Origin of the sequence: Mesorhizobium sp. INR15 (assembly GCF_015500075.1) — a bacterium.
Classification (GTDB): domain Bacteria; phylum Pseudomonadota; class Alphaproteobacteria; order Rhizobiales; family Rhizobiaceae; genus Mesorhizobium.
Genome location: NZ_CP045496.1, coordinates 335,393 through 362,067 on the forward strand (window position 1 = coordinate 335,393; position 26,675 = coordinate 362,067).

Here is a 26,675-nt window from a genome sequence, read left to right on the forward strand (position 1 = left end):
GGTCGATCAGACCTCGTCGTCGTCGTCGCCCACGCCGATCATGTCGGCAACGTCGTCGTCTTCTTCCTCTTCGTCGGCGAGGAACGTGTCGTCCTCGTCGTCGCCAAGGTCGACATCGTCATCATCGTCGCCGAGATCGGGAAGATCGTCGCCCTTGACCTCCTCGTCCGCCTCTTCAAGCGAAACGACTTCGGCGCTTTCTTCTTCCTCGCCGTCAACTTCCTTCTCGGCAACTTCCTCTTCCTCTTCGACGGCAGCGATCTTGCCTTCGTCGAAATAGGAACGCGGATAAGCCTTGCCCGTGTAAGGCGAGACGATCGGGTCCTTGTTCAGGTCGTAGAATTTCCGGCCCGTCTCCGGGTCGATACGTTTTGTGCCAAGTTCGGTTTTTGCCACGGCAAGCCTCGTCGATAAAAGAGTGGTCCCCTTAACCACAGTTTGCAGCGCTGTCAAAGCGAAAAGCCGGCTTCGGGCCAATGCCACAAAACCTTGCGTTCGAAGGCCTCGCGCGAGGGGATGACCATTTCGGCCCGCCGTGATACGAGACCGCCCGAAGCCAGACGAAGATGCCGTCCACTACCGTTCGCTCAGGGAATAGCCATGTCGCACTCCGCCGCCTCCAAGCCGGCCACCGCCCGCAAGTCGCCAGCCCTTTCCGGAACGGCACGCGTGCCGGGCGACAAGTCGATCTCGCACCGCTCCTTCATGTTTGGCGGCCTGGCCTCCGGCGAGACCCGCATCACCGGGCTCTTGGAAGGCGAAGACGTGATGCGTACGGGCGCCGCGATGAAGGCAATGGGCGCGCATATCGAGAAACACGGCGCCGAATGGGTCATCCGCGGCACCGGCAATGGCGCGCTGCTGCAACCGGAAGGCCCGCTCGATTTCGGCAATGCCGGCACCGGCTCGCGCCTGACCATGGGCCTCGTCGGCACATATGACATGGAAACGACCTTCATTGGCGACGCCTCGTTGTCGGGCCGGCCGATGGGCCGGGTGCTCGAACCCTTGCGCCAGATGGGCGTGCAGGTGCTGAAGGCAACGCCGGGCGACCGCATGCCGATCACGCTGCGTGGTCCCAAACATGCCGCACCGATCACCTACCGCGTGCCGATGGCCTCGGCGCAGGTCAAGTCAGCGGTGCTGCTCGCCGGCCTCAACACGCCTGGTATCACCACAGTCATCGAGCCGGTGATGACGCGTGACCATACCGAGAAGATGCTGAAGGGCTTTGGCGCCAACCTGTCGGTGGAAACCGACGAGCGCGGCGTGCGTCACATTTTCATCGAAGGCCAGGGCAAGCTGACGGGACAGACCATCGCGGTGCCGGGCGACCCCTCCTCGGCCGGCTTCCCGCTGGTGGCCGCACTCATCGTGCCCGGCTCGGACATTATCATCGAAAACGTGCTGATGAACCCGACCCGCACCGGGCTTCTGCTGACCTTGCAGGAAATGGGCGGCAAGATCGACATCCTGAACCCGCGCAACGCCGGTGGCGAGGATGTCGCCGACCTGCATGTTCGCTTCTCCGAACTGAAAGGCGTCACCTTGCCGCCCGAACGCGCGCCGTCGATGATCGACGAATATCCGGTGCTGGCCGTCGCGGCCAGCTTCGCCGAGGGCGAGACGTTGATGCAGGGTCTTGAGGAACTACGGGTGAAAGAATCCGACCGTCTCTCTGCTGTCGCCAATGGACTGAAGCTCAATGGCGTCGACTGTACCGAGGGCGAAGCGTCTCTCGCCGTACGCGGCAAGCCGGGTGGCAAGGGCCTCGGCGGTCATCCGAATGGACGGGATACAACGGTGCAGACCCATCTCGACCATCGCATAGCGATGAGCTTCCTGGTGATGGGACTGGCGACTGAAAAGCCGGTGACCATTGATGACCAGGCGATGATCGCGACGAGCTTTCCGGAGTTCATGGGCCTGATGAAGGGGCTTGGAGCGGAGATCGATGCCTGAGGCTGAACGTGGGCCAGGTTGGACAAAAGGGGACGGCGGCAGAATATTCTATCGAATGAGCCGTTGGTCACCGACCTATGTTGTGAGCCAGAAGCAGTTCGACCGCCTTCGATCGCATACAAACTCCGAATGGATATTGGCCTGGTCGACAATCGTTGTTCCCGCAGTTGCATTCTTTGCATGGTGGCAGGATTTCACTGCGATCAGTATTTTTGTCTATTGCCTCGTTGGCTATTGCATCGTGAACTCGGTATTCAGCGTGGTTTGCTGGCAACGTCGCCAGCAGATCCTGCGTGGTTCGGGCTTGGCAAACGAACCTGTGGTCTTTCTTTCACCGTCTCACGTCGTTTCAAGGGCGTTTTCGGGTTTGAACGTTTGGCAGAAAAGGCGCCTTTTCTTAGTCGTTCTTTGCGTCGTTATTGGCAGCCTATTTTCGCTTTCCCAGAGCTTTTGGGGTATCTCCTTGGGTTCGGTGAACCCTATTCATCCGGTAGCAGCTGCCCTCGGTCTTCTGATCTTTGTTCCAATGCTGGTTCTGCTGATCAGCTACATGTGGCTTGGCCGCTTCACCGAGAAAACCAACGTCGAGGACCGTGGTGGGTAACATAGGCGAAGTCGGATATCTCACCATCGCCATCGACGGACCCGCCGGCGCCGGCAAGGGCACGCTGGCGCGGCGATTGGCCGACCACTACCGGCTGAACCTGCTCGACACCGGCCTCACCTATCGCGCGGTTGCCCATGCCCTGCTGCGGGTCGGCCTGCCGCTCGACAATGTCTCGGCCGCCGAGACCGCTGCCCGACAGGTCGACCTGGCAAAGCTTGACCGTACTGTCTTGTCCGCTCATGCAGTGGGCGAGGCCGCCTCGAAAGTCGCGGTGTTTCCGAGTGTGCGGCGCATTCTCGTTGAGAAGCAGCGCGACTTCGCCAAAAGCCCGCCGGGCGCTGTGCTTGACGGGCGTGACATAGGCACCGTCGTCTGTCCCGACGCCGACATCAAACTCTATGTGACGGCCAGCGCCGAGGTGCGGGCACAGCGCCGGCTGGCCGAGATCGAAAGCATCGGCGGCACCGCCAATCTCTCCGAGATTCTCGCCGACATCGTGCGCCGCGACGAGCGCGACATGGGCCGCGCCGACTCGCCTTTGAAGCCCGCCGCCGACGCGCACTTGCTTGATACCAGCGAAATGGCTATAGAAGCCGCGTTTCTAGCAGCCAAGTCGATCATTGATGACGTCATGGCCAAAAGAGACAAAGCCTGAACCGGGTTTTTCCGTGCCGCCGATTGCCGGTGGCGAAAGAGATACCCATATCGGGCACGAACCAGCCTGCCAGCATTCTTCATGCGCCGGAATTGCCGCCTGAACAGCGGCCCAGGGTCTTTTGACCCGGAACGCCGGCAGGCCAACGCAACGCTAACCCACGGCGCCCGTCCCGCTCAATACGCGGGGCACTCCAGGAGAAACAATGTCTGCTGCAAATCCCACTCGCGATGATTTCGCGAGCCTGCTCGAAGAATCATTCACCACCGGTCACTCCGGCGAAGGCCAGGTCGTCAAGGGTACGATCACGGCTATCGAAAAGGACATGGCCATCATCGACGTCGGCCTCAAGGTCGAAGGCCGCGTGCCGCTGAAGGAATTCGGCGTCAAGGGCAAGGACACCACCCTCAAGGTTGGTGACACTGTCGAAGTCTATGTCGAGCGCATCGAGAACGCGCTTGGCGAAGCCATGCTGTCGCGTGAGAAGGCCCGCCGCGAAGAGAGCTGGGTCCGTCTCGAAGAGAAGTTCACCAAGGGTGAGCGCGTCGAAGGCGTCATCTTCAACCAGGTCAAGGGCGGCTTCACCGTCGACCTCGACGGCGCCGTGGCCTTCCTGCCGCGCAGCCAGGTCGATATCCGCCCGATCCGCGACGTTTCCCCGCTGATGCACAACCCGCAGCCCTTCGAGATCCTCAAGATGGATCGCCGCCGCGGCAACATCGTCGTGTCGCGCCGCACCGTGCTCGAGGAAAGCCGTGCCGAACAGCGTTCGGAAATCGTGCAGAACCTCGAAGAAGGCCAGGTTGTCGAAGGCGTCGTCAAGAACATCACCGATTACGGTGCGTTCGTCGACCTCGGCGGCATCGACGGCCTGCTGCATGTCACCGACATGGCATGGCGCCGCGTCAACCATCCGACCGAAATCCTCAACATCGGTCAGACGGTCAAGGTGCAGATCATCCGCATCAACCAGGAAACCCACCGCATCTCGCTCGGCATGAAGCAGCTTGAGAGCGATCCGTGGTCCGAGATCGGCACCAAGTTCCCGATCGGCAAGAAGATCAAGGGTACCGTCACCAACATCACCGACTACGGCGCGTTCGTCGAGCTGGAGCCGGGCATCGAAGGCCTCATCCACGTTTCGGAAATGTCGTGGACGAAGAAGAACGTGCATCCCGGCAAGATCCTGTCGACAACCCAGGAAGTCGACGTGGTGGTGCTCGAAGTCGATCCGGCCAAGCGCCGCATCTCGCTCGGCCTCAAGCAGACGCTTGAGAACCCGTGGCAGGCTTTCGCCAGCAGCCATCCGGTCGGCAGCCAGGTCGAAGGCGAGGTCAAGAACAAGACCGAGTTCGGCCTGTTCATCGGCCTCGAAGGCGATGTGGACGGCATGGTGCACCTCTCCGACCTCGACTGGACCCGTCCAGGCGAGCAGGTCATCGAAGAGTACAATCGCGGCGACATGGTCAAGGCGCAGGTGCTCGACGTCGACATCGACAAGGAGCGCATCTCGCTCGGCATCAAGCAACTGGCCAAGGATACGGTCGGCGAAGCAGCGACTTCAGGCGAACTGCGCAAGAACGCGGTCGTCACCTGCGAAGTCACCGGCATCAAGGATGGCGGTCTGGAAGTGCGGCTGGTTGACAGCGGCATCGAGACCTTCATCAAGCGCAACGACTTGAGCCGTGACCGTGACGAGCAGCGCCCCGAGCGCTTCTCCGTCGGCCAGAAGCTGGACGCCCGTGTCATCGCCTTCGACAAGAAGACCCGCAAGCTGCAGGTCTCGATCAAGGCGCTGGAAATCGCCGAAGAGAAGGAAGCGGTTGCCCAGTACGGCTCGACCGACTCCGGCGCTTCGCTGGGTGATATCCTGGGTGCCGCGCTGAAGAAGCAGGGCAGCTAAGCCGCTTCGCGTATCGCGTAAGCATCTCCGCGCATCGCGCGGGCTGAAAGCAAACCCGCGGGCCGCAAGGCTCGCGGGTTTTTCATGTTCGGTTGGCACAAGACAAAGACCGTGCAACCCCTTCAATTCCACAGTCCCGCCTGTAGTCTCCCGCGCATGTCAGGGAAGCATTGTCCATGAAGGTCGTTGAACTCTATCGCTATCCGGTCAAGAGCCTGCGTGGCCACGCCGTGCAGAGCGCCGATATCGAAACCATGGGCATGGCCGGGGACCGCCGCTGGATGGTCGTCGACAAGAATGGACACTTCCTCACCATTCGCCAGATACCGGCAATGACGACGATCGACGTCGAGCATCGCGGCGCGGGCATCCTGCTGAAACACGACAGGCATGGCGAACACGCCGTCGAGGCGCCAGGCCCTGGCATCGCGCCGCGTCAGGTCAAGGTCTGGAAGGACGTGGTTGCCGCGCGACCGAGCGATCCAGCGGCGGGCGCCTATCTTTCCGCCATTCTTGGCCGACCCGTCGATCTGGTCTTTTTCGATGACCCGCGTAACCGGCCGGTCGACCCGGAATTCGGCGTGCCAGGCGACTCTGTCGGCTTTGCCGACGGGTTTCCGCTTCTGGTGGCCACGACAGGCTCGCTGGACCACCTGAACAGCCATCTTGCCAAGCCCATCGGGATGGCGCGGTTTCGACCAAATATCGTTCTCGATGCATCGGGGGCATGGCCTGAAGACAATTGGAAGACGATCCGCATCGGCTCTGTGGAGTTGCGTATCGCCAAGCCCTGCGCGCGCTGTGTCATCACCACCCGCGATCCTCTCAGCGGCGAGCAGCCGGACCCGCGCGAGCCACTGCGAACGCTCGGAAAACTCCACCGCGCCGCCAAGGGTGGCATCATTTTCGGTCAGAACGCGATTCCGAACAATGCCGGTACAATCGTCATCGGCGACGCCGTCGAGGTGATAGAAGCGGGCGCCTCGAACCTGGCATAGATCAGTTCACGGTTTCACGACCTGATCCAACGCATCGTTTTGGCGCAATTGCTGGAGAAAAAATCGTCCGCACTTTTCCTGGAGCTACTGTCCTATGATCCGCATCGGTCTTGCCGCTGCAATCCTGCTGATTGGCACGGTGGCAGCTGCGGCGGCGTTGCCGCCCTACTGGCAACGCAAGGCCGAGATCGACGCTATCACCGACAGCAGCGATGTTGCGCGAAGGCTGGAACAACATGGGCCTATCGATATGATCGCGCATATGGGAGACGAGCACTATCAAGTGGGGGCCGGCGGCTGCACGCTCGATGTGTTTGTCGTCGACGACGCGAGCGCGGAACAGATGCCGGGACCGCGCAAGTTCAAGCTACAAACGGGCAAGCTCGTCTGCAAATGAGGCAGCGGGCTTCGCCACGCCGCCTCGTTGCGATAAACTCAGGCCCTGCCGTAGAGCGGCACCAGCGTGCCGCTCATCGCCTGATTGGCTGGTGAAGCGAGATAGGCGATGGCCTCGGCGGCCGCATCGAGGCTGACCCATTTGGTGAAATCGGCATCCGGCATCTCTGCCCGGTTGGCGGGCGTGTCGAGCGTCGACGGGGCGACGGCGTTGACCAGGATGCCTTTGCCTTTCAACTCCTCGGCCATCGCCACCGTCATCGCGGCGACCGCCGCCTTGCTGGCGGCGTAAGCGACCATGCCGGCGCCGCGCCTCGGGTCGAGCCCGGCACGCGCGGTGACATTGACAACGCGCCCCGCGGTATCCGACGCCAGCATCGAGCGTACGGCGGCGCGGCAGCACAGGAAGGCCGTGCGTGCATTGGTGTCCATCATCTCGGCGAAGGAGGCGGATTCGATCTTCTCCACCGGCGCCATGGCGAAGCCGCCGGCCAGATGAATGGAACCCCAAAGGCCGGGAACCTGGCTGTAAAATGCCTCGACCTTGGCGGGGTCCGAGAGATCGACATTGTGCACCAGCTTGACGCGGTCATCCGTGCTGAAGGGAAAGTGCGTAGGCGCGGCGGCGTGAGCATTGGGGACATGGCAGATCGCGCCCTCACCCAGCAGCTTGCCGACGACCGCGCCACCGAGTGCTCCGGTTCCACCGGTCACCACGATATGCTTGCCATCAAGTGTTTGCGTCATCTTCGACCGCTCCTGTCATTTTTTATGATTATGCCGTTTCTTGTGCCGCGCCGACGCAGAGCGTCGCGCCTTTCGCGCCGTCACTCAAATGAAATATCGATGACGCTGTATTGCGTTTTTGCCTTGGCGCATCAGGCATCCGGCCAACCGTCAACGATCGCGTCACAGAGGAGGCGGTCCGTCGTTGCGGGCCGTTCAATCTTATGGCTGAGCTTGTGCAGCCAGAAACTATCGAAGATAGCGCGATGGATGGACCCGTCGAAAGGCTGGAGGAGCTGCCATTGCAATTCATGCGGCCGATCCGCGCCAACCTGCGGCATGCGCAGGAAGTCGCGCCGAAGCTGCCGGTGCAGCAGAAGTGAGGCTTCGAAGTGATACGGAAACATGAAATAGTCATGCAGCGCGTCATACTTCTTCCAATAATCCGCCAGGCCGTGAAGCACTGTCTCGATCAGCGGATGTCCCTTGCGGGCGTGCATGAACCATGTTTCCACGAGCCTAGGGTGCCGGGTGATCTCGCGAAGCATGTAGAAATCCTCGCGCTCGATCTCGGCTGGAACAGGCTGCCGCAGCAGGATTGTGGCGTCGAGCCACGTCCCGCCATGCCGATGAAGCAGACTCAAACGGATGAGATTGGAAAAGTGCTGACGGGTCATCAGACCACGCTTGTCCCAGACATGGCCAGGCAGTTCGATATGGCCTTCGAGCGTCTTGTCGTCGAGCACGATCAGTTGACGGCTGCCTTTGTGCCGTTCCACCGAACGCAGGCAGGCTCTGACCAACGGCGGAGCGTGATCGGCGCCCTGCGCCCAATATTGCCAGATCGGACCAACGCCACCACTCGGCCGGCTTGTTGAGCGCCATCGCGAATGGTCGATGGCGATCTGGCGCGCCTGCCGAAGACTCTTTCGCGACATCGACATGCAATATTGCGCCGCGCGCCTTCGTAACGGCCAAGGCAAGACACGCGAGGACGCCGCCCAACGCAACGGCCCGAGATGCGGAAATGTCAGCGGATCACGGATTGGCGTCTGTTCTTCGAAAAACGACATTATCTGGCCGACCGTTGATGCATACCGTCAGGGTCTAATGCAACGGTGCAAAAACGGAAGCGGTTTCGAATTGCGCTTCCATCGCCCTTGCATTGCTCAGTCAACAGTAATTTCGATGACGCACGGCATTGCCGTTGCCCGGGCACGCTCGAGCGCTTGCGGCAGGAGGCCAATGTCGGCAAGCCGTTCGGCCCCTATGCCATAGGCCTCGGCCAGCTTGCAGAAATCCGGCGGCGCCGGCGACACGCCAACCGGCTCGACACCGACATCAAGCATCGAGGTCTCGATCTCGCGGTAGCCCCTGTTGTTCCAGACGACGAAGATGACGGGCGCCTGGGCATCGAGTGCCGCGCCCAGTTCCGGCAGCGTGAACTGGAACCCGCCATCGCCGGTCAGGCAGACGACGGTCGCGTCGGGCACGGCCAGGGCGGCTCCGATCGCCGCCGGCGGACCATAGCCGAGCGCGCCAAAGCCCGTGGCGGCGTTAAACCAGCCACCCGGCCGATCGTGATCATAATAGAGGTTGGCCGCATAGATCGGTTGCGTCGAATCGCCGACGATGATCGCGCTTGGCAGCGTGTCGCGTATCGTTTCGACGACACGGACCTGCGCCTGAAGCGCTGGGCTGATCTCGGCAAAGGCTGCTTGCCTGGCGGAGGCAGCGCGAGCCTGACCGCCATCCGATACCAGCGAGGTCCCGCCGACTTCAAGCACCAGCGCGTCGAGCGCCGCGGCACAATCGGCATGGATTAAAACCGTTGCCGGCCGACGCGCCAGCTGGTCGGCGCCGATGTCGATCCGGATCAGATTGGCGGGCAGGACGAAGCCGCCGTCACTGTATCCGTCATAATCGGTCGGCCCGAATTCGGTGCCGGCGGCAATGACAAGATCGGCGTCAGCCATCAGCGCGCGGACCGCCTTCAAGCTTGGGCTGGCCGGTACGCAAAGCGGGTGGCCGTGCAGCAAGCCGCGCGCATTCGCGGTCTGAACGACGGGTGCACCTAGGCGCTCGGCCAGGTGCTTCAACTGCACCCCCGCCTGCTTGGCACCGCCACCAGCCAAAATCAGGGGACGCCGGCTGGCCGCGATGAGTTTTGCCGCGCTGGCGATAGCCGCACCATCCGGATTGGGTGGCGCGACATTGCTTAGCAGGGCGGCGATGGTGTCGGCTGGCTTGACCATGACGTCGGTTGGGATCTCGATATGCACCGGGCCTGGCCGCGAAGAAGAAAACAGGGCGAAGGCGCGCGCCAGGGCACCGGGCAACTCACCAGCCTCGGTGACGCGGTATGAGAACAGCGCCACCTTTTCCATCATGCCGCGCTGATCGGGCATTTCGTGCAGATGGCCGAGTCCCTTGCCAAGCGTCGCGGTGGCGTTGACGCCCGAGATGACCAGCATGGGCACGGAATCGGCGCGCGCCTGGCCCATGGCGGTGATGGTGTTGGTCAGCCCCGGCCCGGTGATGACGAAGGCGACGCCTGGCCTGCCGCTGGCGCGGGCATAGCCGTCGGCCATGAAGCCGGCGCCCTGTTCGTGACGCGGTGTGACATGGCGGATCTTCGAACGCGCCAGGCCGCGATAGAGTTCGACCGTGTGCACGCCGGGAATGCCGAAGACCGTATCGACCCCGTGGGCCTCGAGCAGCGAGATGAGGGCTTCGCCGAGTGTTGTCATTGGTTTTCTTCCCTTTAGAGCCGATCACTGTTCGGAAACAGTGACCGGCTCGGTCCCTTCGTTTTCAACGCAATTCCAGACGCAAAACCGCATCTCACTTTTCCTGGAATTGCTTTAGCGGCGCGAGGCCGAGTTCGGCCTCGACAGTCTTGATGCCAATCGCCGCCAATTCGCCAGGCGAGAAGATCTCGCCGGCCAGGCAGCCTTCTACCCAGAGCCCGTCGATGATCGCGTTGATCGCGATGGCATGGTGGCGCAACTGGTTTGCGTCCGGCTCGCGCTGTTCTGCAGCGAGCACCTCGGCCACAACGGCTTCCACCTCGTTGCGAAAGCCAAGGTATCCTTCGCGGTGAGCACGAGCCAGGGCAGGATCCGCACCGGCGCGGCCGATGAAGGTTGCCCAGAGGGAGAACACCCGCGCGTCGATGATCGGCGCGTTGAGGTTGGCGGTGACGAAAGCCGCAAGGCGCTGGCGCGGCGAGGCGCCTTCCATGACCAACGCCGCTTTCGCCTGCTCGGTCATGCGGCCCATCAGCGCAGCATAGGCTTCCTGCAGCAATTCTTCCTTGCCGGGAAAATAGTGCCGGATCAGCCCAGCGGTGACGCCGGCGCGCAATGCAATGGTGCGCAAGGTAGCGCCCTGCAGGCCATGCTCCGCCACGCTGTCCAGAGTGGCTTCGATCAGATCCTGCCGCCGCCGGTCCTCGCCCTCGCGACGGAACCTGCGGCGGGATGGCGCATTCATCGGCGCAGGATCGGCCGCGTCAGGCATGTCGGCCCGCCCTCGCAGGCGATGCACAGCGCATCCGCCTCGAAGATTTCGACCGTGCAGCCGGCGGCTTCCATCGCGGCCTTGGTCTTTGGAAAGCCTGCAACGGCAATGACCTTGAATGGGCTGGTCGGCAGTACGTTCAGGCTGAGGCCGTTGGAAGCCGCGAACTCTTCGGCGTCGCCTTCGACCAACCGGATGTTTCGCGCCTTCAGCATCTGGTAGAACGGGGCCGGCAAAAGCGGTGAATAGACCAAAGCGAGGTCGTCGGCCAGCGGGCTGATCACCGACATCAGATGCAGGCAGGCCTCTTCGCCCTGCCACAGCGGCAGGTCAAAGCCGTAGACGGAAATGCCCAGCGGCGCCAGCAGGTTGGAAACCTGCTGGATGCCTTCCTGGTTGGAGCGGACACCACGCCCGATCACCAGCGTACGGGCATCCAGCCATACACAATCACCACCTTCGATCTGGCCAGGAGCCTCGACGCGGCCGAGGATCGGAATGCCCAGCCTTCTGTAGGTTTCCTCATGCAGCGAGGGCTCTCTGGCGCGCAAGGGTTTGCCCATGGACAGAATCAGCGCACCACGATCAGTCATCAGCGATGGGTCGTGCGTGAACACCGAATCCGAAAGTCCATCGGCCTTGTCCTCGATCCATTCGATTTCGGCGCCGGAAGCCGCCACCAGTTCGGCAAGGAGCGCGTGCTGCGATGCTGCTTTCGCCGGATTGAATCCTGGGCCATAGTGCCAGGCAACTCCGTCGGCGTCGCGCATCGCATTGGCCGCCGACCGCATCAGCACGCGCCGCAGCGGCGCGGCCATGGACTGTGATCCGAAAGCGCTCATCGAAGCCCTTTTTTAGCTGAAAAAAACCGATAAAATTTCATGGAAGGCTACTTATACACTTGCACAACAAGCTCGCAAGTGCCGTAATGAGTGGGATTGACGGGCTCGCGACGTTGGGTCCATGCTGAAGTCTGGAGCGGGGCAGTACAGCGTATATGTTGATTAGCCGAATGCACGTTCGACGAATTGTCGCCGACCATACAGAGGTCACCCGGTGAGCGCGGTGGAAGCTGCCGCAGTCCAATCCGGCACGGCGCAGGACGGTGCCGCCGAAGCCATCCATGTCGAGAACCTGCACAAGAAATTCGGCGAACTGCACGTGCTGAAGGGCGTTTCGCTGTCGGCGCGCGACGGCGAGGTCATTGCCATCATCGGCGGCAGCGGCTCCGGCAAGTCGACACTGCTGCGCTGCATCAACTGCCTGGAGAATCCGACCAGCGGCATCATCCGCGTCAATGGCGAGGAAATCCGCCTCAAGGCCGACAGCCACGGCCACACCGTTCCCGCCGACCGCAAGCAAATCGAGCGCATCCGCTCCAAACTCGGCATGGTGTTCCAGAACTTCAACCTGTGGAGCCACATGACGTTGATCGAGAACGTCATCGAGGTTCCGGTCCATGTGCTGGGCACAAAGCGCGACCTGGCCATCGCCGAAGCCGAGAAGCTGCTTGCCCGCGTCGGCCTCGCCGAAAAGCGCGATGTCTATCCGGCCTATCTGTCGGGCGGACAACAGCAGCGCGCAGCGATCGCCCGGGCGCTTGCCATCAATCCGCGCGTCATGCTGTTCGATGAACCGACGTCGGCGCTTGACCCGGAATTGGTTGGTGAGGTGCTGAAGGTGATTGGCGACCTCGCCCGCGAGGGCCGCACCATGGTGCTGGTTACGCACGAAATGAAGTTCGCCCGCGAGGTCGCGACGCATGTCGTCTACCTCTACAACGGGCTGGTCGAGGAGGAGGGACCGCCGGAGCAGATCTTCGGCGCGCCCAGATCCGAAAGGCTCAAGCAATTCATCCGCAACATCGGCTAGGAACAGGCCGGGGGCGGACGAAAAAACGGGAACCAACAACAAACTGGGAGTCGTGAAAATGAAGACCGTTCTGAAGACATTCGCCGCAGCGCTGTTGCTCGGCGTCGCCGCGATGGGTGTAGCCAAGGCCGATCCGGTCAAGATCGGCGTTGCCGCCGAACCCTATCCGCCCTTCACCTCGCCGGATGCCTCGGGCAAGTGGATCGGCTGGGAGATCGACTTCATCGATGCCGTCTGCGCCGAAGAGAAACTCGACTGCGTCATCACGCCCGTCGCCTGGGACGGTATCATTCCCGCGCTGACGACCAAGAAAATCGACGTCATTGCCAGTTCGATGTCGATCACCGACGAGCGCAAGAAGACGATCGACTTCTCCGACAAATATTACAACACACCGACCGCCATCATCGGACCGAAGGACCAGAAGTTCGGCGCCGCGCCGGCGGATCTGAAAGGCAAGGTCATCGGCGTGCAGGTTTCGACCATCCATGCCGTCTATGCCAAGAAGCACTTCACCGACGCGCAGGAAATCAAGGAATACCAGACCCAGGACGAGGCCAACCAGGATCTCGCCGCCGGTCGGCTTGACGCGGTGCAGGCCGATTCCATAGCGCTTGGCGAATTTCTCAAGTCCGACCAGGGCAAAGCCTGCTGCGACCTGAAAGGCATGGTTGCCCCTGATATCGAGGTGCTCGGACCTGGCGTGGGCGCCGGCGTGCGCAAGGACGATACTGGGTTGAAGGACAAGATCAACGCCGGCATCAAGGCTATCCGCGCCAACGGAAAATATGACGAAATCTCCAAGAAATACTTCGACTTCGATATCTACGGTGCGGAAGCCCAGTCGAACTGACGCCCCGCACAGGTAAGCAGACAATCACACGGGGCAGCGTTCGGCGCCGTGTGGTTTCGTCGAAACCCTGCACGCGCGATCGCTGACGGATAGCGTCAGCGATCGCCCAGCAATTCGGGGGCGAAGCTGATCGAAGCATTCCTTCCGGCCTCCGCGGCCGGCATCATCGAGTTGCTCTCGCCGGCGCCCGTCGGCTGGGGCGGAACGCTTTTGCTTGGCCTTCTGCATTCGATCGAGATCGCGGTCGGCGCCACCTGCGTCGGGCTTCTGATCGGCATCTGCGGCGCCTATGGCAAGCTCTATGGCGGCCCTGTGGTGCGCGATCTCCTGGCTGTCTACACGACGATCGTGCGCGCCGTGCCCGAACTGGTGCTGATCCTGCTGCTCTACTACGCCGGCACCGACCTGATAAACCAGGTGCTGACGGCAATGGGCTACCAGCGCGTCGACATCAGCGGGCTGGTGGCCGGTATCGCCGTGCTCGGCTTTGTCCAGGGCGCCTATTCCACCGAGGTCATGCGCGGCGCGATCCTGGCCATCCCGCAAGGGCAGATCGAGGCCGCTCGCGCCTATGGCATGTCGCCAAGCTTGTTGCTGCGGCGTATCACATTGCCGGCAATGCTGCCTTTCGCCATACCCGGCCTCGCCAATCTCTGGCTGATCGCCACCAAGGACACCGCGCTGCTTGCCGTCGTCGGGTTCTTTGAGCTGACGCTGGCGACCCGGCAGGCGGCGGGCGTCACCAAGGCCTACCTCATCTTCTACCTCGCGGCGGGCGTGCTCTATCTGGCCGTGTCGCTGTTTTCGAACCTGCTGCTTGGCCGCCTCGAGGCCTGGGCCCGGCGGGGCATGCCTTCTGTCAAGGAGGCACGCTGATGGCGGGCGAAGCAGCCATCATCAATACGGCGGCCCGCGCTTCGCTCTGGCTGCAGCCGCATCGCATCGTGCTGATCCTGATCGCCTTCGGCCTGGTCCTGTCGGCCGCCTATTTCATGCGCTGGGACTGGCTACCGCAATATTACATGATGGGACTGGTCGGAATCTGGCGCTCGCTCTGGATACTGGCGGTAACCTGTGTGCTGGGTTTCCTCATCGCGGTCCCGGTCGGACTGGCGCAGGCCGCGGGCTCGCTCTGGGTTGCGGCCCCGGCCAAGGTCTTCTGCACCATTATCCGTGGAACGCCACTGCTGCTGCAGCTGTGGCTGCTCTATTACGGGCTCGGCTCGCTGTTTCCACAGTATCCGTGGATTCGCGAATCCTGGATGTGGCCGTATCTGAGGCAGGCGTGGCCTTACGGCGTCCTGGCGCTGACGCTGTCCTTCGCCGGCTATGAGGGCGAAGTGATGCGCGGCGCCTTTGCCGGTGTGCCGCGAGGCCAGCTGGAGGCCGCCCGCGCCTTCGGCATGAGCCGCTGGAAGATTTTTCGACGGATCTGGCTGCCGCAGGCCTTCTACCGTGCGCTGCCGACGCTGACCGGCGAAACCGTCCTGCAGCTGAAGTCAACGCCACTGGTGGCAACGATCAGCGTCATCGACATATTCGCCGTCTCCTCGAAGGTACGGCAGGATACTTACCTCACCTACGAACCCTTGCTGCTGCTGGCACTGATCTATATGGCGATCACCGGTATCCTCGTCTTCGCGTTCGGCAGGATCGAGGCAAGGATTCCAAACAAGATCGGCTAGAAGCAGCCCGGCTTGTGCCAAAGGTGGCGACGGCGATGGCTTCGCCGCTTTTCTGGTAGTGGCGGACGATTTTCAACACAAACACCGCCTCATGTGCTGCTACTCGAAGACAACGCAACCGGTTAAAGCGATCTCAGGACGGCCACGATGCAACTCAGTCTCGACCAGGCGACAGGATTGTGCCGGATGGCGGCGCTCGGCGCCGGCGCCAACGAAGAGGCCGCGCAATCGCTCACCGCTTCCATCATCGCCGCCGAAGCGGAAGGGCTTTCGACCGTCGGCCTGTCGCATTTCATTGATTATCTCGAAGCTCTGGAGGCTGGTCGCATCGACGGCAACGCCGATCCGGTGATCACCCGGCCGGCGCTGGCCGTCTATCTCTCCGACGCGCGCGGCGGCCTGGCGCATACCGGTTTCGACCGCACCATCGACGATCTTGCAAAGGCGGCGAAGCTGTTCGGCGTCGCCATCTTCTCGCAGAAGAATGCGTATACCTGCGGCGCGCTCGGCTATTTCACCGGGCGGCTGGCGGCGCAAGGTCTCGTCTCATTTGCCGCGACCAACGGTCCGGCGGTGCTCGCCGGTTCGGGCTCGGTCAAGCCGGTCTACTGCACCAACCCGATGTCGTTCGCCGCACCCGCCGCCGACGGCGCGCCGCTGGTCATCGACCAGTCGTCAAGCGCCACCGCCTTCGTCAACATCCGCAAGGCGGCGGAGAATGGCGAGACGATCCCGGAAGGCTGGGCGCTCGACGCCAGCGGCAATCCGACCACTGATCCCGCGGCTGCCATGAAAGGCGCTATGCTCGCCTTCGGCGGCGGCCGTGGCGCCAACATCGCGCTGATGGTCGAAGTGCTGGCGGCCGGGCTGTCGGGCGCCAACTGGTCGCTCGATGCGCCCTGGTTCACCGGCGGCCCGGACAGCCCGGGAACCGGCCTCTTCGTGCTAGCGGTCGAGCCTAAGCTGCTCGATCCCGACTTCGAACAGCGGATGAAGGACCAGCTCGACCGTCTGCGTCGGCGCTTTGGCGTGCATGTGCCCGGCCGCTCGCGCGCCGAAGCAGCGGAGAAGGCGGTGGCGCGAGGCATCACCACGTCCAAGGCTGTTGTCCAGCGCATCTCGGAATTCGCTTCGCGCTATTCCTCCTAAAAATTACTCTCTATCAAACAGTTAGATAAATCTGCCGGTCTCCAGCGCCGTGCGGCACGATTTTTTTCGTTGCACCGCTGAACCTTTCCGCGTGCCGCGGCGACCAATCGTTGTCCAGGGCAAGGTGAGCTTGCCGAACCACACCGGGGGAACAGCAAACCGAAAGCAAATGCCTGTTTCACGGGGGGCGTCCCTTCGCGCCTCGGAAATTCAACCCCAATCAACGGAAAATCACCATGACCAACACCAAGATCACCATGCTGACCGCGATCTTGCTTCTCGGCTCTTTCATGGGCGCCACCCAGGCCGCCAGCTTGAAGGCCGCCCCGGTGAAACCGTCCAGCCCCGGCGTCGTAACCGCGCCAGGCGGCGGCGCCACCGAGGATCACTATTGCAAGAACGGTCACGCGAAATTCGCCAGCTGCAGCGCCGATTTCGTCGCGGCTTGCAAGAAGGTCGGCGGCACCATGTCGGATGTTCAGGGCTGGGGTGGGCGTACTTGCTTCACGCCCTCCTGATACCGTCTCAGGTCAGGCCGCTCCGTCGGCCCCTGACTTCGCATGGATGTCACCCGGAAAACCCCGCTTCGGCGGGGTTTTCTGCGTTTGTCCTGCGCGCAACAAAACCTGACTTCAATAGTTAACTTTTGTTAACTTGACTTGATGGGACCCAGCGGGCGTTTGCAAGGACGACCACACAACAGGAGTTCCAATGTCCTCAACCACCGACGCTTCCCGCGGCAAGCTGATCGTTCCGGCGCTTGGCCGCCTGTATTCGTCGCTGCACGATGCCGGCGAAACCATGCTTCGCGTCGTCGCCGGCGCGTTTCTCGCCATCCACGGTTCGCAAAAGATAACCAATCCCCTTGGCGCCGCCGAAATGGTCGAAGGTCTCGGTTTCTATCCCGGCGTCTTCTGGTCGCCGCTGCTTGCCTGCACGGAATTCCTCGGCGGTATTCTCATCGTCATCGGCCTGCTGACGCGGCCAGCCGCCGTCGCCGGAATGTTCGTGTTGCTGGTTACCGTCTGGTTCCACTGGGTGACCATGGATCAGGGCTTCTCAGGGGCGGAAAAGTCGCTTCTGTGGGCAGCAATCCTGCTCTTCTTCGTCATCCGCGGCGGTAACCGCCATTCGGTCGACGCGCGCATCGGCAAGGCATTCTGAAACGCTCTTGCCTGGTGCAATTCCCAGGGGAAAGCGCTGTGCGCTTTTCCTTGGAAAACCGCTTCATATTTTCCCCAATCACTCGGAAACAAAGGGCGACAGCGACGACGCGTCGCCCTTTGCCTTTGGCGCGAAACGGACTATGAAACGGCTTCAGCCATGCTTTCGAGCGCCGGAGCCAGCCATGACCGAAATCCTGCAAACCCCCAAGCTTGTCGTCGTCTTTGGCGGCTCGGGCTTTGTCGGCCGCCATGTCGTGCGCGCGTTGGCCAAGCGCGGTTACCGCATCAGGGTCGCCTGCCGCAGGCCCGATCTTGCCGGCCATCTGCAGCCGCTCGGCAATGTTGGCCAGATCCAGCCGGTGCAGGCCAATGTGCGCATGCGCTGGTCGGTCGACCGCGCCGTCCAGGGTGCGGACCACGTCATCAACCTGGTTGCCATCCTGCATGAAAGCGGCCGGCAGAAATTCGTCTCCGTGCACGAATTCGGCGCGCGCGCCATTGCCGAGGCGGCGCGCTCCGTCGGCGCCGGCCTCACCCACGTCTCGGCGCTGGGGGCCGATCTCAATTCCGAATCGGACTATGCGCGCACCAAGGCGCTCGGCGAAAAGGCCGTGCTGGAGACGATCGCCGACGCCGTCATCTTCCGCCCGTCAGTCAATTTCGGGCCGGAGGACGAATTCTTCAACCGCTTTGCCAACATGGCGCGCTTCTCACCAGTGCTGCCGCTGATCGGCGGCGGCGCGACAAAGTTCCAGCCGGTCTATGTCGGCGATGTCGCCGAAGCGGTGGCGCGCTCGGTCGAAGGCAAGGTCGAAGGCGGCCAGATCTACGAGCTTGGCGGGCCGAAAGTGCTGACCTTCAAGGAATGCATGCAGGAATTGCTTGCTGTGATCGAGCGCAAGCGGCTGCTGGTTCCGGTGCCGTGGTGGGTGGCGAACTTGCAGGCTTCGGTCCTCGGCCTGCTGCCCAACCCGCTTTTGACCAAGGACCAGGTGATGCAACTGCGCGAGCACAACATCGTGTCGGACGCTGCCGCCAAGGCCAATCGGACCCTTGCTGGCCTCGGCATCCAGCCGCAATCGATCGCGACGATCCTGCCAAGCTATCTCTGGCGCTATCGCGCGGCCGGCCAGTTCCAGCAGCGCAAGCCGGCGGTTTGACATTGGTCCTCTCAGGGTGTGCTGAGATTCAGGTCAGGCCGCGCCGGCATCACCTGAACATCAGCACCCTCGGCGTGACCTTCATCGGCAGACCACCTTGCGGCTGCGTGGTCAGTTTCTGCACCGGCCAAGGCTTGGTCTCGGCGGTCGTGTCGAAGCGGAAGCGCGACAGCAGGATGGCCAGCGCGATGATCGCCTCCTGCATGGCGAAGCTGGCACCGATGCAGACGCGCGGTCCGGCGCCGAACGGCAGATACTGGAAACGGTCAATCTTTTCGCGGTTTCCCGGATGGAACCGCTCCGGCATGTAGGCATCCGGCCTGTCCCATAGCTTTCTGTGACGATGCACGACCCATGGCATGACCAGCACGGCCGCATGCCTGGGGATACGAAGATCGCCCCAGGTTTCCGGTTCGATCGGCTCGCGGTTGATCGACGGCGCCGGCGGATAGAGCCTGAGCGCCTCGTCGAAGGCGGCACGGGTAAATGGCATGGCATCCAGCCATTTGGTGGGATCGGGCTCGCGCGCCAGCACCTGGTCTATCTCCTGCTCGACCCGGTCGCGTTCCCATGGTGCTTCGGCGAGGCAATAAAGCGTCCAGCCGAGCGCACGCGCCGTGGTCTCATGGCCAGCACCGATGAAGGTGATGATGTTGTCCTCGACCTCGGCCCGGGTCAGCCCGTCCGGCCCTTCGGCCTTGAGCAGAAGCGTCAGGAAATCCTGCGGCACGGCGTCTGGATCGCGCTTGAACTTCTCCTCGCGCATCTTGACCGTGTCGGTGACGATCTTGCGGAAATAGGCCATGGTCTTGCGGCCACGAATGCGGGTCAGGCGCGGCAGCCAATCGGGCGCGCGCAGCAGGTCGAGCGGATCGACACGGCCCATGGTCTCGAACAGCCGGTCGATCTCATGGGCAAAACTGCCCGGTTCACCAGCGATCTCACCGGAAAACAGCGTCTCTGCCAGGATGTCATAGGTGAGCAGCGTCATGTCATGGGCGATGTCGGAGGTGCCGCCGTCTTCGTAACGGGTGACGAATTCCAACGTGCGCTTCAACATCGGCTGGGCAAAACCGAAGATGTGGCGTGGCGTGAACACCGGCGCCATCGCCTTGCGCGAGCGCTTCCAGACATCGCCTTCGGCGGTCAGCAGGCCGTCGCGCAGGATCGGGCGCAGAATTTTCTGGCGCACCGTCGCCATCTTATAGTTCTTGGCATTGTCGACCAGCACATGACGGATCAGGCCGGGATCATTGGCGACGATCAGGGCGCCACCGACGCCAGTCGCCGAGATCCACGGCTCATTGTAGGTCTGCTCGCCCCACAGTTCGAGCGGATTGCGGTAGACAATGCGGATCATCTCCAGGGTCGAAGGCGGCGTCGTGCGCGGCTTCGGCGCCGGAGGGACGAAAGGGGCGGGCTGGATATCCATGGCGTGCTCCGCTGGTGCATATCCTTGCTCCAAAACCGCTACGCGCTTCGGGAGGACATATCCTGGGGAATGTAGTGGCTTGCAAAGCAGGCGTCCATGTGACCGGACGGCAGCGCGCGGGGTCCGATCCGGAACGACTTGGCAAACAGTCTGTTCATCTGATTGTGACCGCACCTCACAAGGCGCCGCCTTGTCGGCAAGGATGCCGTGCCGTAGGTGACAGTCACCAACAGATACCGCCAGTCAAAGGAGCCCGCCTTGAAGCACCAGTTGAACATCATCATCGGCAGCACCAGGCCCGGCCGCACCGGACCGGTTTTCGCGCAATGGCTGGAGATTTTCGCCCGCGAGCACGGCAAGTTCGAGCCGGTGCTGACCGATATCGCCGCGTTCAACCTGCCGGTGCTGGACGAACCGCATCACCCACGGCTTGGCAACTACCAGAACGATCACACCAAGGCCTGGTCGAAGGCAATCGATGCCGCCGATGCATTCGTCTTCGTGGCGCCGGAATACAATTATTTCGCGGCGCCGGCGATCATCAACGCGATCGACTATCTGGCGCGCGAGTGGAAATACAAGCCGGCGGCGATCCTCGCCTATGGCGGTGTCTCGGGCGGCTTGCGCGCGGCGCAGGCGCTCAAGCCACTGCTGACCTCGGTAGGCATCATGCCGATCCCCGAAGGGGTCGCGCTGCCGATGTACCAGAAGCTGCTCGACGACAAGGGAGCTTTCAATGCCAGCGAGCAGGTGCGGGGCGGTGCCAAAACCATGCTGGATGAATTGGAGCGCTGGAGTGCTGCACTGAAACCAATGCGACCCGCCTAATGCGCGACACGCGCATTGAGCCCCTGTGTTGGGTGCATTTCGTTGTTCCCAAAACCGCCGAGCACTTTTGGGCGACATACATTGAACAGCCGGCTTTCGGCCAAGACCCCGGCTTGCTCGCGCCATAAAGAGATGGAATGTTCGGCGGACGACTGAGCCGGGGGCGGTTCGATTTGCGTTTGCTGTTTGCCTTGCTACTGATGCTGACGACCACCGCCACGGCGGTGGCCGAACGGCGCGTGGCGCTGGTCATGGCAGAGGATGACTATCGCCTGATCCGGCCGCTCACCAATCCCGTCAATGACGGCGAGGCTATGGAAGCAGCCCTGAAGAAGCTTGGCTTCGAGGTGGTGCTCGAAACCAACCGCGATCTGCGGCGCATGCGCCGCGCCCTTGATGATTTTCGCGAGGACGCCAAGGGCGCTGATGTGGCGCTGGTGTTCTTCTCCGGCCACGGCGTCGAGATTTCAGGCGACAACCGGCTGCTGCCGGTCGACGCCGACGCATCCTCGCTCGACACTTTGGAGAAGACCAGCCTGCCGCTTGAAGAGGTGCGCGATGCTGTCGCCGCCACCGCCAAGGTCGGGCTGATCATGCTCGACGCCTGCCGCAGCGATCCCTTCTCGGGCCCAGTGGGCGAAGGGCGGGGCGCGACGTCGCTGGCCAAAGACGTTGCAGACAAAGTACGCCCCGGTCTTGGCCGGATCGGACGGGCCGAGAACATCCTGTTCGCCTTTTCGGCGGCGCCGGGCGAAACCGCTTCGGACGGCACCGGCCAGAACTCACCATTCACCGCCGCCTTGAGCAAATATCTCGGTACCGAAGGGCTCGAAATCCGCTCGGTGCTGACCTTGGTGCAGCAGGAAGTCTATGACCTCTCCAAGGGCAAGCAGCTGCCCTATGTCGAGAGCGGCCTGCCGCGGCTTTTCTTCGCGACCTCGGCCAAGGAACAGTTGCCGGAGCGCGAGCGCCTGTTGCTCGCCATGGCCGACGTGACGCCCGAAATGCGTGGCCAGGTTGAGCAGATCGCCAGCGATGCCGACATGCCGCTGGCACCACTCTATGGCGCGCTGATCAGCTCCGACACCAGCCATCTGTCAGCGGACAGCCTCAACGCCAGGCTTCGCGAGGCCGCCGACGCCTTCGTCAAGGTGCGGGCCGAGACCAGGACACTGGCCTCCGACGACCCGCAGGTGACCGCCTTGCGCCAGCAGGCCGAGGACCAGCTTTCGCTTGGCGCGTTCGATGCGGCGCGCCAGAAGCTCGCCGACGCCGCCGGCATCGACAATCTCTCGCGTAACGCACTGAAAGCCAATTTCGTCCGCCGCACGCTTTCCGAAGCGGCGACCCGTTACCTCTCAGGAGGCGCGGCGCGCGCCACCCTCGACTACGCCACGGCGATCAAGGATTATGAATCGGTGGTGGCGCTTTATGGCGAAATCGGGCGGTCTCCGCTGGAGCTCGAGGATGCCGACCGGCTGATCCGCACGTTGGAAGAGCTTGGCATACTCTACACCACGACCGGCAATATCGGAGCGGCCGGCCACGCCTTTGAAGCACTGCAGTCCAATATCGAACAGCGGCCGGATCTGCAGACCGATCCAAGCGTCAAGCGCGACCTAGCCATCAGCCACGTCAAGCTCGCCAACATACGGATGGCACAAGGCGACCTGCCCGCCGCCCTGGAAAATTATGAGACGGCCAGGGGCATGCTGCAGGATCTGACGGCGACCGTGCCGGACAAGAAAACCTGGCTGGGCGATCTTGCGATGGCCAATGACAAGATCGGTGATGTTCTGGCAACGCAGGGCGATGTCGGCGGCGCAGCGCAGGCCTATCAGCAAAGCCTGTCGATCAAGCAGCAGCTGGCCGATGCGGAGCCAAACCGCGCCGACCTGCTGCGCGACCTGACCATCACCTATGACGAGATCGGCCAACTTGCCCACACCGCCGGCCAGTTGGACGGCGCGGAGACGGCCTTTGAGGAGAGCCTGAGAATTCGGCTGGCGCTGGCCGAGAACAAGCCGGATGACCCCGAGCGCCAGCGTGCCGTCTCTGTGAGCCATGACAGGATCGGCGACATCAAGCGCGAACGCGGCGATGCGGCCGGTGCGCTCGTGGCTTACAGAAAGGGCCAGGTGATCGTCGAGCAACTGGTGGGCCGCGATCCCAACGATACTGAGTTGCAGCGCGACCTGTCGGTTGGCAACGCCAAGATCGGCAATGCGTTAAGCGACCAGGAGAACTGGCCGGAGGCGCTTGAAGCCTACCAGCAGGCGTTGTCACAAGCCCGTGCGCTCGCGGCAGGCGATCCCGCCAACACCGACTGGCAGCGCGATCTCTCCGTATCTCTCGAAAAGGTCGCCGGCGTGCTCGCGATTCAGGGCGACCGGAGCAGCGCCCTCAAGACCTACATGGACAGCTTCATCATCGCCGACCGGCTGGCGAAGCTCGACCCCGCCAATGCCGACTGGCAGCGCGACCTGTCGATCACGCTCTCAGAGATTGCCATGCTGCGGCTCAAGCAGCGCGATATCAGCGGTTCCCGGCAAGCCTTCCAGGACAGTCTCGATATCCGCCAGCAACTGTCTCAATCCGACCCGAACAACGCGACCTGGCAACGCGACCTGGTGGTTGCCTATATCGATTACGCCCAGGTGGCGAAGGACCCGAAAGCCGTGTTGACCAAGGCCCTGGACATGACGCTGGAACTCGACCGTAACGGGCAACTGGCGCCGCGATACAAATTCATGATCAAGTTCCTGCGGGACCGGTTGGCGAAGGTTAAAGCCGGCCATCAATAGCGGAAAGATTAGCGCTGTCTGAAGCGCACTTTCCGCGCGCGGCTTGGCTTGCTCGCGCCACAAAAGCCGAACAGGCGGTAGCGCTTGATCCGAAAAATCCGGAATTCCTCTACAGCGCCTATAATGCGCGGCTCAAGACCGCCTATGTCCTCGAGGAGCTAGGTGAAAACGCCGAGGCACTCGCAGCCCATGAGGCAAGCCTCGCAACCATCGAAAAGGCGGTCGCGCTGAAGCCATCAGAGACGTTGTACACCGCCAGCCGGGAACACGTCCTTGCCAAGATCGACGGGGTTCGGAAACTGCCTGGGGCTCCAAAGGCGCCCTGACCGGCGCAAACCTTGGAAAAACCGCCTTTTGCGCCTATATCTAGGCCTTATCAGAGTGCGATTCGGGGCCGATTTTTCGCGCTGTACAAGCGGCATCTAGACAACAGGTTTTCATGAGCGACCAGATAGACAACACCGACGGCGCGGAGGCCGAATACGGCGCCGATTCCATCAAGGTTTTGAAGGGGTTGGATGCTGTCCGCAAACGCCCAGGCATGTATATCGGCGATACCGACGACGGCTCCGGCCTGCACCACATGGTCTATGAGGTGGTTGACAACGCCATTGACGAAGCGCTGGCCGGCCATGCCGACCTCGTCACGGTAACGCTCAATCCCGATGGTTCGGTGACAGTTATCGACAATGGCCGCGGCATTCCGACCGATATCCACACCGGAGAAGGCATCTCGGCGGCCGAAGTGATCATGACGCAGCTGCATGCCGGCGGCAAATTCGACCAGAATTCCTACAAGGTGTCCGGGGGACTGCACGGCGTCGGCGTGTCAGTGGTCAATGCGCTGTCCGCATGGCTGAAATTGAAAATCCGCCGCAATGGCCAGATTTTCGAGATGAGCTTCACCCATGGCAATGCCGACGCGCCACTGAAGGCCACAGGCAGCTACGAACAGCAGAAGCTGCCCGGCACCTATGAGGGGCGCAGCGGCAGCGAGATCAGCTTCTTTCCCTCTTCCGAAACGTTCACCATGGTCGAATTCGACTTCGGCACCCTGGAACACCGGTTGCGCGAACTCGCCTTCCTGAATTCCGGCGTGCGCATCGTTTTGACGGATGCTCGCCACGCCGACATCGTTCGCCACGAGCTGCACTATGACGGCGGTCTCGAGGAATTCGTGAAATATCTCGACCGGGTCAAGAAACCGCTGATCGACAAGCCGATCGCCATCAAGGCCGAGCGCGACGGCATCACCGTCGAAGTGGCGATGTGGTGGAACGACAGCTACCACGAGAATGTGCTGGCCTTCACCAACAACATTCCGCAGCGCGATGGCGGCACCCACCTTGCCGGTTTCCGTGGCGCGCTGACGCGCCAGATCACCGGCTATGGCGAATCCTCCGGCCTGACCAAGAAGGAAAAGGTCGGGCTGATCGGCGACGACTGCCGCGAGGGACTGACGGCCGTGCTTTCGGTCAAGGTTCCCGACCCGAAATTCTCCTCGCAGACCAAGGACAAGCTGGTCTCATCAGAAGTTCGTCCGGTCGTGGAAGGGCTGGTCAACGAAGCGCTCGGTACCTGGCTGGAAGAGCATCCTAGCGAAGGCAAGGTGGTCATCGACAAGGTGATCCAGGCGGCGGCAGCGCGTGAAGCCGCGCGCAAGGCGCGCGATATCACCCGCAAGAGCTCGCTCGGCATCACTTCGCTGCCCGGCAAGCTGGCCGACTGCCAGGAACGCGATCCGGCGAAATCCGAGATTTTCATCGTCGAGGGTGACTCCGCCGGCGGCTCTGCCAAAGGCGGGCGCTCGCGCCAGAATCAGGCCATTCTGCCGTTGCGCGGCAAGATTCTCAATGTCGAGCGGGCACGCTTCGACCGCATGCTTGGCTCCGAAATGATTGGTACACTGATCACGGCGCTCGGCACCTCGATCGGCAAGGACGAGTTCAACGCCGACAAGCTGCGCTACCACAAGATCATCCTGATGACCGACGCCGATGTCGATGGCGCGCACATTCGCACTTTGCTGCTCACCTTCTTCTTCCGGCAGATGCCGGAACTGATCGAGCGCGGCCATCTCTACATCGCGCAGCCGCCACTCTACAAAGTGACGCGCGGCAAGAGCTCGCAATACATCAAGGACGAAAGCGCCTTCGAGGAATTCCTGATCGGATCAGGCCTGGACGAAGCGTCGCTGACGCTCGGTTCCGGCGAAGTCCGCACCGGCCAGGATCTGCGCAGTGCCATCGACGACGCGCTGGCGGTGCGCCAGCTGATCAACGGCCTGCACACCCGCTACAACAGGGGCGTGGTCGAACAAGCCGCGATCGCCGGCGGGCTCAACCCGGATGTATTTGGCGATCTCGGAAGCGCCAACGCCATGGCCGAGCGCGTTGCCAAGCGCCTCGACATCATTGCCGAAGACACCGAGCGCGGCTGGACCGGCCGCATGTCGACCTCAAACGAGGGGACTGGCGGCTATGTGTTCGAGCGCACGGTGCGCAGCGTCAAGGAATACGCGCATCTCGATCTCGGGCTGATCAACTCGGCCGATGCACGCCAGCTCGACCGATATGCGCCGCGCCTGACCGAGGTTTATGGCGCACCGCCGGTTTTGCGCCGCAAGGAGGTTTCCGAACCTATTTCGGGACCGCTGGCGCTGCTCAACGCGGTTTTCGCCACCGGCCGCAAGGGCCTGACCATGCAGCGCTACAAGGGTCTCGGCGAGATGAATGCCGAGCAGCTCTGGGAAACCACGCTCGACCCGAATGTGCGCTCACTGCTGCAGGTCAAGGTGCATGACGCGACCGACGCCGACTCGCTGTTCTCGCGGCTGATGGGCGACGAGGTCGAACCACGGCGCGAGTTCATCCAGGAAAACGCGCTCTCGGTCGCCAATCTGGATATCTAGAATCCACCGGGATTTTGAAGCGTTGGCGCGCCCCGGCGCGCCAACT

At 62.3% G+C, this 26,675-nt stretch carries 24 protein-coding genes; 17 read left to right on the forward strand and 7 right to left on the reverse strand.

The features are described 5' to 3' along the window. Nucleotides 1–6: 6 nt before the first annotated feature. Entirely contained in the window at nt 7–396 is a 390-nt protein-coding gene (locus tag GA829_RS01535; RefSeq protein ID WP_195176839.1) for a TIGR02300 family protein, read from the reverse strand. A gap of 204 nt (nt 397–600) precedes the next feature. On the opposite strand from GA829_RS01535, the gene aroA reads away from it, so the two are divergent. The 6 genes from aroA to GA829_RS01565 all read left to right on the forward strand — a co-directional run bounded on the left by aroA (nt 601) and on the right by GA829_RS01565 (nt 6,522). Then, a complete protein-coding gene (gene aroA / locus GA829_RS01540; protein WP_195176840.1) occupies nt 601–1,962 on the forward strand; it encodes a 3-phosphoshikimate 1-carboxyvinyltransferase in 1,362 nt (453 codons plus the stop codon). Next, nucleotides 1,955–2,566 carry a hypothetical protein gene (locus tag GA829_RS01545; protein ID WP_195176841.1) on the forward strand — a complete coding sequence of 204 codons (612 nt, stop codon included), beginning with the start codon at nt 1,955–1,957 and terminating at the stop codon, nt 2,564–2,566. Before aroA ends, GA829_RS01545 begins: the two co-directional genes overlap by 8 nt. 1 nt (nt 2,567) lies before the next feature. After that, nucleotides 2,568–3,224, forward strand: coding sequence for a (d)CMP kinase (cmk, locus tag GA829_RS01550; protein ID WP_195179479.1), 657 nt, complete (start codon nt 2,568–2,570; stop codon nt 3,222–3,224). Between the two features lie 205 nt (nt 3,225–3,429). Further along, a complete protein-coding gene (gene rpsA / locus GA829_RS01555) occupies nt 3,430–5,127 on the forward strand; it encodes a 30S ribosomal protein S1 (RefSeq protein ID WP_195176842.1) in 1,698 nt (565 codons plus the stop codon). Between the two features lie 176 nt (nt 5,128–5,303). After that, nucleotides 5,304–6,125 carry an MOSC domain-containing protein gene (locus tag GA829_RS01560; protein ID WP_195176843.1) on the forward strand — a complete coding sequence of 274 codons (822 nt, stop codon included), beginning with the start codon at nt 5,304–5,306 and terminating at the stop codon, nt 6,123–6,125. Between the two features lie 94 nt (nt 6,126–6,219). Beyond that, on the forward strand, nt 6,220–6,522 hold the full coding sequence (locus GA829_RS01565) for a hypothetical protein (RefSeq protein WP_195176844.1): 303 nt from the start codon (nt 6,220–6,222) through the stop codon (nt 6,520–6,522). 38 nt (nt 6,523–6,560) lie between these two features. On the opposite strand, the gene GA829_RS01570 is transcribed toward GA829_RS01565, so the two are convergent. From GA829_RS01570 to GA829_RS01590, 5 genes are all read right to left on the reverse strand, one after another. Next, nucleotides 6,561–7,268, reverse strand: a complete 708-nt coding sequence (locus GA829_RS01570) for an SDR family NAD(P)-dependent oxidoreductase (protein WP_195176845.1) — start codon at nt 7,266–7,268, stop codon at nt 6,561–6,563. 131 nt (nt 7,269–7,399) lie between these two features. Then, nucleotides 7,400–8,191 (reverse strand): capsular polysaccharide synthesis protein, encoded by a 792-nt coding sequence (locus tag GA829_RS01575; RefSeq protein WP_195176846.1) that lies wholly within the window; start codon nt 8,189–8,191, stop codon nt 7,400–7,402. A 225-nt stretch (nt 8,192–8,416) separates the two neighbouring features. Then, nucleotides 8,417–9,997, reverse strand: coding sequence for a 5-guanidino-2-oxopentanoate decarboxylase (locus GA829_RS01580; RefSeq protein ID WP_195176847.1), 1,581 nt, complete (start codon nt 9,995–9,997; stop codon nt 8,417–8,419). A gap of 94 nt (nt 9,998–10,091) precedes the next feature. Then, on the reverse strand, nt 10,092–10,769 hold the full coding sequence (locus tag GA829_RS01585) for a TetR family transcriptional regulator C-terminal domain-containing protein (RefSeq protein ID WP_195176848.1): 678 nt from the start codon (nt 10,767–10,769) through the stop codon (nt 10,092–10,094). After that, nucleotides 10,739–11,611, reverse strand: a complete 873-nt coding sequence (locus GA829_RS01590) for a dimethylarginine dimethylaminohydrolase family protein (protein WP_195176849.1) — start codon at nt 11,609–11,611, stop codon at nt 10,739–10,741. The genes GA829_RS01585 and GA829_RS01590 overlap by 31 nt, the downstream gene beginning before the upstream one ends. A gap of 214 nt (nt 11,612–11,825) precedes the next feature. Between GA829_RS01590 and GA829_RS01595 the strand changes: the two genes are divergently transcribed. From GA829_RS01595 to GA829_RS01630, 8 genes are all read left to right on the forward strand, one after another. Next, on the forward strand, nt 11,826–12,641 hold the full coding sequence (locus tag GA829_RS01595) for an ABC transporter ATP-binding protein (protein WP_308462320.1): 816 nt from the start codon (nt 11,826–11,828) through the stop codon (nt 12,639–12,641). A gap of 58 nt (nt 12,642–12,699) precedes the next feature. Continuing rightward, nucleotides 12,700–13,494, forward strand: a complete 795-nt coding sequence (locus GA829_RS01600; protein ID WP_195176850.1) for a transporter substrate-binding domain-containing protein — start codon at nt 12,700–12,702, stop codon at nt 13,492–13,494. Between the two features lie 210 nt (nt 13,495–13,704). Beyond that, entirely contained in the window at nt 13,705–14,370 is a 666-nt protein-coding gene (locus tag GA829_RS01605) for an ABC transporter permease (protein WP_195176851.1), read from the forward strand. Continuing rightward, nucleotides 14,370–15,179, forward strand: a complete 810-nt coding sequence (locus tag GA829_RS01610; RefSeq protein WP_195176852.1) for an ABC transporter permease — start codon at nt 14,370–14,372, stop codon at nt 15,177–15,179. Before GA829_RS01605 ends, GA829_RS01610 begins: the two co-directional genes overlap by 1 nt. Nucleotides 15,180–15,326: 147 nt before the next feature. Continuing rightward, nucleotides 15,327–16,328, forward strand: coding sequence for an Ldh family oxidoreductase (locus GA829_RS01615; protein ID WP_195176853.1), 1,002 nt, complete (start codon nt 15,327–15,329; stop codon nt 16,326–16,328). A gap of 236 nt (nt 16,329–16,564) precedes the next feature. Beyond that, on the forward strand, nt 16,565–16,846 hold the full coding sequence (locus GA829_RS01620; RefSeq protein WP_195176854.1) for a hypothetical protein: 282 nt from the start codon (nt 16,565–16,567) through the stop codon (nt 16,844–16,846). Between the two features lie 193 nt (nt 16,847–17,039). Continuing rightward, nucleotides 17,040–17,492, forward strand: coding sequence for a DoxX family protein (locus GA829_RS01625; RefSeq protein ID WP_195176855.1), 453 nt, complete (start codon nt 17,040–17,042; stop codon nt 17,490–17,492). A 184-nt stretch (nt 17,493–17,676) separates the two neighbouring features. Next, entirely contained in the window at nt 17,677–18,654 is a 978-nt protein-coding gene (locus GA829_RS01630) for a complex I NDUFA9 subunit family protein (protein ID WP_195176856.1), read from the forward strand. 49 nt (nt 18,655–18,703) lie between these two features. Here the strand turns inward: GA829_RS01630 and GA829_RS01635 are convergent, their stop codons facing one another. Further along, on the reverse strand, nt 18,704–20,086 hold the full coding sequence (locus tag GA829_RS01635) for a cytochrome P450 (protein WP_195176857.1): 1,383 nt from the start codon (nt 20,084–20,086) through the stop codon (nt 18,704–18,706). A gap of 258 nt (nt 20,087–20,344) precedes the next feature. Here GA829_RS01635 and GA829_RS01640 point away from each other — a divergent pair, with 258 nt between their 5' ends. From GA829_RS01640 to gyrB, 3 genes are all read left to right on the forward strand, one after another. Further along, nucleotides 20,345–20,914 carry an NADPH-dependent FMN reductase gene (locus GA829_RS01640; RefSeq protein ID WP_195176858.1) on the forward strand — a complete coding sequence of 190 codons (570 nt, stop codon included), beginning with the start codon at nt 20,345–20,347 and terminating at the stop codon, nt 20,912–20,914. A gap of 137 nt (nt 20,915–21,051) precedes the next feature. Beyond that, the gene (locus tag GA829_RS01645; RefSeq protein ID WP_258052087.1) at nt 21,052–23,718 is read left to right on the forward strand and encodes a caspase family protein; all 2,667 of its coding nucleotides are present in this window, start codon (nt 21,052–21,054) and stop codon (nt 23,716–23,718) included. 439 nt (nt 23,719–24,157) lie between these two features. Beyond that, entirely contained in the window at nt 24,158–26,629 is a 2,472-nt protein-coding gene (gene gyrB, locus GA829_RS01650) for a DNA topoisomerase (ATP-hydrolyzing) subunit B (protein ID WP_195176859.1), read from the forward strand. The last annotated feature ends 46 nt before the right edge of the window (nt 26,630–26,675 follow it).

Excerpts from the sequence above, each read along its gene's own strand:
- aroA (WP_195176840.1), top strand. The coding sequence starts at position 601 with ATGTCGCACTCCGCCGCCTCCAAGCCGGCCACCGCCCGCAAGTCGCCA.
- GA829_RS01545 (WP_195176841.1), top strand. The coding sequence starts at position 1,955 with ATGCCTGAGGCTGAACGTGGGCCAGGTTGGACAAAAGGGGACGGCGGC.
- rpsA (WP_195176842.1), top strand. The coding sequence starts at position 3,430 with ATGTCTGCTGCAAATCCCACTCGCGATGATTTCGCGAGCCTGCTCGAA.
- GA829_RS01560 (WP_195176843.1), top strand. The coding sequence starts at position 5,304 with ATGAAGGTCGTTGAACTCTATCGCTATCCGGTCAAGAGCCTGCGTGGC.
- GA829_RS01565 (WP_195176844.1), top strand. The coding sequence starts at position 6,220 with ATGATCCGCATCGGTCTTGCCGCTGCAATCCTGCTGATTGGCACGGTG.
- GA829_RS01570 (WP_195176845.1), bottom strand. The coding sequence starts at position 7,268 with ATGACGCAAACACTTGATGGCAAGCATATCGTGGTGACCGGTGGAACC.
- GA829_RS01575 (WP_195176846.1), bottom strand. The coding sequence starts at position 8,191 with ATGTCGATGTCGCGAAAGAGTCTTCGGCAGGCGCGCCAGATCGCCATC.
- GA829_RS01580 (WP_195176847.1), bottom strand. The coding sequence starts at position 9,997 with ATGACAACACTCGGCGAAGCCCTCATCTCGCTGCTCGAGGCCCACGGG.
- GA829_RS01585 (WP_195176848.1), bottom strand. The coding sequence starts at position 10,769 with ATGCCTGACGCGGCCGATCCTGCGCCGATGAATGCGCCATCCCGCCGC.
- GA829_RS01590 (WP_195176849.1), bottom strand. The coding sequence starts at position 11,611 with ATGAGCGCTTTCGGATCACAGTCCATGGCCGCGCCGCTGCGGCGCGTG.
- GA829_RS01600 (WP_195176850.1), top strand. The coding sequence starts at position 12,700 with ATGAAGACCGTTCTGAAGACATTCGCCGCAGCGCTGTTGCTCGGCGTC.
- GA829_RS01610 (WP_195176852.1), top strand. The coding sequence starts at position 14,370 with ATGGCGGGCGAAGCAGCCATCATCAATACGGCGGCCCGCGCTTCGCTC.
- GA829_RS01615 (WP_195176853.1), top strand. The coding sequence starts at position 15,327 with ATGCAACTCAGTCTCGACCAGGCGACAGGATTGTGCCGGATGGCGGCG.
- GA829_RS01620 (WP_195176854.1), top strand. The coding sequence starts at position 16,565 with ATGACCAACACCAAGATCACCATGCTGACCGCGATCTTGCTTCTCGGC.
- GA829_RS01625 (WP_195176855.1), top strand. The coding sequence starts at position 17,040 with ATGTCCTCAACCACCGACGCTTCCCGCGGCAAGCTGATCGTTCCGGCG.
- GA829_RS01630 (WP_195176856.1), top strand. The coding sequence starts at position 17,677 with ATGACCGAAATCCTGCAAACCCCCAAGCTTGTCGTCGTCTTTGGCGGC.
- GA829_RS01635 (WP_195176857.1), bottom strand. The coding sequence starts at position 20,086 with ATGGATATCCAGCCCGCCCCTTTCGTCCCTCCGGCGCCGAAGCCGCGC.
- GA829_RS01645 (WP_258052087.1), top strand. The coding sequence starts at position 21,052 with ATGTTCGGCGGACGACTGAGCCGGGGGCGGTTCGATTTGCGTTTGCTG.
- gyrB (WP_195176859.1), top strand. The coding sequence starts at position 24,158 with ATGAGCGACCAGATAGACAACACCGACGGCGCGGAGGCCGAATACGGC.